Origin of the sequence: Asticcacaulis biprosthecium C19 (assembly GCF_000204015.1) — a bacterium.
GTDB lineage: Bacteria > Pseudomonadota > Alphaproteobacteria > Caulobacterales > Caulobacteraceae > Asticcacaulis > Asticcacaulis biprosthecius.
In genome coordinates, this window is record NZ_GL883078.1 from 924,383 (window position 1) to 930,662 (window position 6,280).

The 6,280-nt window shown below is 62.3% G+C and carries 4 protein-coding genes; 3 read left to right on the forward strand and 1 reads right to left on the reverse strand.

Annotation, left to right across the window (positions count from 1 at the left end; genetic code table 11):
• Positions 1–78: 78 nt before the first annotated feature.
• A complete protein-coding gene (locus ABI_RS14605) occupies positions 79–1,629 on the forward strand; it encodes a DHA2 family efflux MFS transporter permease subunit (RefSeq protein WP_006273803.1) in 1,551 nt (516 codons plus the stop codon).
• A 288-nt stretch (positions 1,630–1,917) separates the two neighbouring features.
• The gene (gene gabT / locus ABI_RS14610) at positions 1,918–3,210 is read left to right on the forward strand and encodes a 4-aminobutyrate--2-oxoglutarate transaminase (protein ID WP_006273804.1); all 1,293 of its coding nucleotides are present in this window, start codon (positions 1,918–1,920) and stop codon (positions 3,208–3,210) included.
• A 34-nt stretch (positions 3,211–3,244) separates the two neighbouring features.
• Here gabT and ABI_RS14615 read toward each other — a convergent pair whose 3' ends face one another.
• The gene (locus ABI_RS14615; protein ID WP_006273805.1) at positions 3,245–4,384 is read right to left on the reverse strand and encodes a glycoside hydrolase family 5 protein; all 1,140 of its coding nucleotides are present in this window, start codon (positions 4,382–4,384) and stop codon (positions 3,245–3,247) included.
• A 228-nt stretch (positions 4,385–4,612) separates the two neighbouring features.
• On the opposite strand from ABI_RS14615, the gene ABI_RS14620 reads away from it, so the two are divergent.
• Positions 4,613–6,205: a tryptophan halogenase family protein gene (locus ABI_RS14620; protein WP_006273806.1), complete on the forward strand. Its 1,593-nt coding sequence runs from the start codon at positions 4,613–4,615 to the stop codon at positions 6,203–6,205.
• The last annotated feature ends 75 nt before the right edge of the window (positions 6,206–6,280 follow it).

A 6,280-nucleotide genomic window follows, 5' to 3' on the forward strand; every position in this document is an offset into this window, starting at 1 on the left:
GGCCTCGGCGGCAGCCGAACAGGGGAGGAGAGCAGAAAAGAGCCTACGGCTCGTGTATATATTCAAGGACGCTCCCAAATGTCCGCTGCCACGGCTAAGGCCGAACCCTACAAGGAACCCGTACAGCTCCAGGGCCTGACGCTCTGGATGTGCGGCATCCTCCTGGCGCTTGCCAACTTCGTCGCCATTCTCGACGTGTCGATCGCCAATGTCTCGGTGCCGCACATCGCCGGTTCACTGGGCGTGTCGAACGCGCAAGGCACCTGGGTCATCACCTCCTACGCCGTGGCCGAAGCCATCGCCGTACCGCTGACCGGCTGGCTGGCCATGCGTTTCGGCACGGTGCGGACCTTCTCAGTGGCCCTGATCGGCTTTGGCATCACCTCGCTGTTGTGCGGGATAGCACCCAATTTTGAGAGCCTGATCCTGGGCCGTATCCTGCAGGGCCTCTGCGGCGGGCCGCTGATGCCGCTGTCGCAAACCCTGCTGCTGACCATCTTCCCCAAGAAACAACAACCCATGGCCATGGCGCTGTGGGCGGTGACCACCCTGACCGCGCCGATCGCCGGCCCGGTCCTGGGCGGCCAACTGGTCGAGAATTTTGGCTGGGGTTCGATCTTCCTGGTCAATGTCCCCGTCGCCATCGCTGCGGGCTTTCTGGTGTGGCGCGTCCTGTTCAGCCAGGAAACCCGCACGGTCAAGGCCCGGGTCGACGTCGTCGGTCTTGGTCTTCTGATCCTGTGGGTCGGTTCGCTGCAACTGATGCTGGACCTGGGCAAGGAGCATGAATGGTTCGAGTCGGGCCTGATCATTGCCCTGGCCGTGACCGCCGTGCTGGGCTTCATCGCCTTCCTGATCTGGGAGCTGACGGACGCCAACCCCATCGTCAATCTGCGCGTTTTCCGCCATCGGGGGTTTGCCCTGGCCATGGTGTGCATGGCGATGATGATCGGGTCGTTCTTTGCCATCAATGTCATTGCACCTCTGTGGATGCAGACCAATCTCGGCTGGACGGCGACCTCAGCCGGCAATGCGGCGGGCCTGATCGGGATTCTGGCCATTGTGGCGGCGCCGATCGCCTCTCAGCTTGCGGTCCGTTTTGATCCGCGCAAGGTCATCTTCTGCGGCGTCATGTGGCTGGCCCTGATCACATTTATGCGTTCCCAGGCCAATACCGATATGAGCTTCGGCCAGATCGGCATCTGGATCTTCCTGGCCGGCGCCGGCATGCCCTTCTTCTTCATGCCGCTGATCCAGGTCTCGATGGGCGCGGTGAACCCGGAAGAAACCGCATCGGCGGCGGGCCTGCAGAACTTCATCCGCACCATGGCGGGGGCGGTCGCGACCTCCTTCGTGGCGACGGCGTGGGAGAACTCGGCCAATGCCAACCACGCCCGGCTGGCTGAGAACATGCCCAATGCCCAGGGCGCCATCGACCTCATAACCGGCGGCGGCCTGTCGCCCGCGGCGGCCCTGGCGACCGTGAACAACATGGTCCAGGGTCAGGCGATAATGCTGGCGACGAATGAGATCTTCACGGGGGCGGCCGTGATCTTCGCCCTGTGCGCCTTCATGGCCTGGACCTTGCCCAAGCCCAAAAGCGCGGTCGATATGAGCAATGTGCACTGAGATCGTTCTGAACCGAGGCAAGAGGAACACCGAAACCACAGAGGCCGCTACGCGGCGACACCGACGTCACGGAATTCCGGTTGAACCATCTCCCGCGCGAAGCGCCTTCTAATTGTGCATGAAAGAAAGGCGCTTCGCGCGGTTCAGCGTCGAATTTCAGTGCCTTTCCGTGTCGCCGCGCAAGCGGCCTTCGTGTTTTCCGTGTTCCTCTTTCCTACCTTTCAGCACGCGCCACTGGAAAATTGTGATCACAATATGCTATGCCGAGCTTGCCACAAGGAGCCCGTCATGACCGCCAATTCCGATCTCGCCGCCCGCCGCGCCGCTGCCATTCCCCGCGGCATCGGCCACGCCACCTCGCTCTACGCCGGCCGTGCCGAGAACGCCGAATTGTGGGATGCCGACGGCAACCGCTTCATCGACTTCGCCGGCGGCATCGCCGTGCTCAACACCGGCCACCGCCACCCCAAGGTCCAGGCCGCCGCCCTGGCCCAGATGAACGCCTTCACCCACACCGCCTTCCAGGTCGTGCCCTATGAGGCCTATATCGCCCTGGCCGAGCGGCTCAATGCGCTGGCGCCGATCGACGGTCCGGCCAAGTCGGTCCTGTTCACCACCGGCGCCGAAGCCGTCGAAAACGCCGTCAAGATCGCCCGCGCCCACACCCGCCGCGATGGCGTCATCGCCTTTACCGGTGGATTCCATGGCCGCACTGCCCTGACCTCGGCCCTGACCGGCAAGGTCGTCCCGTACAAGAAGGACCTGGGTCCGCAACAGCCCGGTATCTACCACCTCCCCTTCCCGGTAGAAGCAAGTGGTGGTTCAGGTGGGGGTATCGACACCGCCGACACGCTAAAGATGCTCGACTATCTGTTCAAGGCCGACATCGCGCCGGACGCCGTCGCCGCCATCATCATCGAGCCGGTTCAGGGTGAAGGCGGCTTCCTGATCACGCCGCCGGAACTGATGCGCGCTTTACGCAAAATCTGCGACGACCACGGTATCCTGCTGATCGCCGACGAGGTTCAGACCGGCTTTGGCCGCACCGGCAAGCTGTTCGCCATGGAAAACTACGACGTTAAACCGGACCTGATGACCATGGCCAAGTCCCTGGCCGGCGGCTATCCGCTGTCGGGCGTGGTCGGTCGCGCTGAGGTCATGGACGCCCCCGTCACCGGCGGACTGGGCGGCACCTATGGCGGCAATCCGGTGGCCTGCGCCGCCGCGCTGGCCGTTCTGGACGTCATAGAAGAAGAAAACCTGCTGGACGCTGCCAACCGCCAGGGCGCGAAGATCAAGGCCCGTCTCGAAGCCCTGGCCCAGCGCAACGACATCGTCCCCATGTCGGCGATCCGCGGCCTGGGCGCCATGATCGCCTTCGACATCACGACCGAGTGCGGGTCGTTCGCACCCGATGCCGCCGCGACTAAAAATACCTGTACGAAAGCCCAGGAACACGGTCTGATCCTGCTGTCATGCGGCGTCTACGGCAACACCATTCGGCTCCTGGCGCCGCTGACCATCAGCGATGCTCTGCTCGATGAAGGCCTCCAGAAACTCGAAACCGCCCTGACGCTGTAGCGCCAGGGCGGCCAAGACTTAACGCTGGGTTCTATCAGTTCCCGAGCAGGGCGTCCTTGATCGGACCGACCCAACCTTTTTCGTCGTCCCAGACGCCGAAACCGCCGCCGTCCTCATAGTACCAGTAGGCACGGGCAAAGCCGCGCGATGTGGCCGCCTGGGTCACGGCCCGGGTCCAGGACGCGCGATCGGAAAGGTTGGTATTGACCTTGCCGTAGGCGCCGTACTCGCCCAGCAGGATCGGGCGCTTGTGCGCCTTGGACCACGCCGAAACCTTGTCGAAGGTGGTGTTGATGGCCGCCAGTTGTTCCGGCGACCCGGTCCAGCGGACGTCCTTCAGGTTCTGGAAGTCCGGAGTCCAACTGGCGCCCTGATGGGTGAACTCCATCGGCGTATAGTAGTGGAAGGTGACGATCAGATTGCGGTCGTTTTCCGGCAGCTTCAGGTTTTCGAGCTGGTCGGCGCTGTTCCACATGACCGGCCCGACGATGATGTTGCGGGTCGGGTTGGTCTCGCGGATAATGCCGACCAGGTCGGGAATCCAGGCGTTCCAGATAGCGGCGTCGACCTGGCCGTTGGGCTCGTTCAGCAGTTCGAAGACGACAGTGTTCGGCGCGTCCTTGTAGCGTTCCGCCAGTTCGTACCAGACATTGGCCAGCAGGATGGCACAGGCATCGGCGTCTTTGGCGCAATCCTCGAAATCATGCTCATCCAGGATGACGGTCATGTCATTCTTGATCGCCAGGTCGATGATGTGGTCGAGACGTTCCAGCCAGACTGGATCGAGGTTGCCCTGGGTTGTGTAGATCTTGCGGAAGGCGAACAGCGGAATGCGCACGGTTTTGAAACCGGCGTCTGCGACGCGCTTCATATCCTCGTCGCTGAACGTGCCCTTCTTGCCTTCCCAATAGGCTTCGTAGCCGCCGACGATGTTGATACCCGGCCCCATGGCCGCAACCTGGGCTTCGGGGCTGATGGCCTTGAATCTCGGCCATGACTTCCGGGTCTCAAAACCGCGGATACGGTCCTTTACGAGGTCGGCATCCCGCCCCGAGCTCAGGCCGGGACCGTCTTCCGGTGTGGGATCTCCCGCCGCCTGGGACCAGGCCGCGGTGCCGTAACCGCTCAGGCACGCAACCGCAATACCGAACAAAATTGATGTGACTGTCTTCATACCTCTCCCCATTGGGTCGTCTTCTTTTTCACCGGGAAAAACTAGCCTGTCCCACGCGCTCTGACAAGGTTGGTTGTCACCGCTTACCGGTCATTACGGCAGCGAAATTCCTCATTCCCGGCCGGTCGGAACGAATGTGACCGGATCGTGACGCGCAGATGGACACATCTCCAAAAACAACCTATCTTCGGAACAAAGTTATAAGAAAATTGAACAGGGTTCCGGGGCATGGATACGGCGGTATCAAAGGGGCGTAGTGTCCTGATCGTGGGCGGCGGATCAGCCGGCTGGCTGACGGCGGCCTATATGGCAAAGGTCATGGGTAACCGGCCTGACGGGGTGTCCATTACCCTGATGGAATCGCCCGAAATCGGCATTATCGGCGTCGGTGAGGGCACCTTTCCGACCATCCGCGATACCTTGCGCGTCATCGGCATCGAAGAAGCCCAGTTCATGCGCGAATGCGACGCCACCTTCAAACAGGGCATCCGCTTCGACGACTGGGAGTTCACCCCCGAGGACGGCCACCACAGCCACTATCTTCACCCGTTCGAGCCGCCCCATGTCGGGCGCGAAAACATCAACCTCGTCCCCTACTGGCTGCTTCACAATCCGGCGCAACGCCCGCCCCTGGCCGAGGCCGTGACCTTCCAGAAACGCGTCACCGACGCCCGTCTCGGGCCCAAACGGCTGCATCACGACAACTATACCGGCCCGCTGAACTACGCCTACCATTTTGACGCCAGCAAGTTCGCGGCCATCCTCGCACGCCGGGCGAAGGAACTGGGCGTGCAGCACCTGAGCGGTATGCTGAGCGATGTCGTCCTGAATGATGAGGGGGCCATCGACCATATCGTGTCGTCCGAACATGGTCCGCTCAAGGCCGACATCTATGTCGACTGTACCGGTTTCCGCTCCGAGTTGCTGGGCAAGGCGCTGAAAGTGCCCTTTCATCCGATCGACGACATGCTGCTGACGGACCGTGCGGTGGCCTGCCAGGTGCCCTATGCCACCGCCGACGGTCCCCTCGAAAGCTACACCATATCGACGGCGCAGGAAGCCGGATGGACGTGGGATATCGGCCTGCCGTCACGGCGCGGCGTCGGTTATGTCTATTCCAGCCGTCACTCCAGCGATGAGCGCGCGGAAGAGGTTCTGCACGCCTATGTCCGGCGCGCTCTGCCCGACGCCCGCGATATCCCCACCCGCCGGATCCGCTTCGAGGCCGGCTATCGCACCGCGCACTGGGTCAAGAACTGCGTCGCCATCGGGTTGTCGGCCGGCTTCCTGGAACCGCTGGAATCCACCGGTATGGTGCTGATCGAAAGCGCGATCAACAAACTGGTCGAGTTCTTCCCGCATACCGGCGCCATCGACGCGTCCGCCGCCATGTTCAACGACCAGATGATCCGGCGCTACGACACAATCATCGACTTTATAAAACTGCATTATTGCCTGACGCGACGGACCGAGCCGTTCTGGCGCGACAACACCCTCCCCGCCAGCCTGTCGCCGCGCCTGCGGAACCTGCTCGACCTGTGGAAGCACCGCCCGCCGTCGCGCTACGACTTCATTCTCGACTACGAGTCGTTCGCCTTTTTCAGCTATCAGTACATCCTGTACGGCATGAATTTCGAGACCGACCTGTCACCGGCGGCCGGCGCCTTCCCCCGCACCGACGAAGCCAACCAGGTCTTCGCCCGCCTGCGAAGCTACGGCGATCAGGCCTGTCGCGACCTGATTCCGCACCGCTCCCTGATCCGGGCGGTCTATGACGGCGGCTTCATCCGAACGGGCCCCGTGCCAGCCATGCAGCGCTAGAGCAAAGTGCGTTTGCACGGAATCAAATCGAAAAACGCGCGGAGCGTATGAACGTAAATGTTATACCAACGGCAC

What these genes read in the sequence shown, in the direction of transcription:
- ABI_RS14605 (WP_006273803.1), top strand. Translation starts at nt 79, where the DNA reads ATGTCCGCTGCCACGGCTAAGGCCGAACCCTACAAGGAACCCGTACAG.
- gabT (WP_006273804.1), top strand. Translation starts at nt 1,918, where the DNA reads ATGACCGCCAATTCCGATCTCGCCGCCCGCCGCGCCGCTGCCATTCCC.
- ABI_RS14615 (WP_006273805.1), bottom strand. Translation starts at nt 4,384, where the DNA reads ATGAAGACAGTCACATCAATTTTGTTCGGTATTGCGGTTGCGTGCCTG.
- ABI_RS14620 (WP_006273806.1), top strand. Translation starts at nt 4,613, where the DNA reads ATGGATACGGCGGTATCAAAGGGGCGTAGTGTCCTGATCGTGGGCGGC.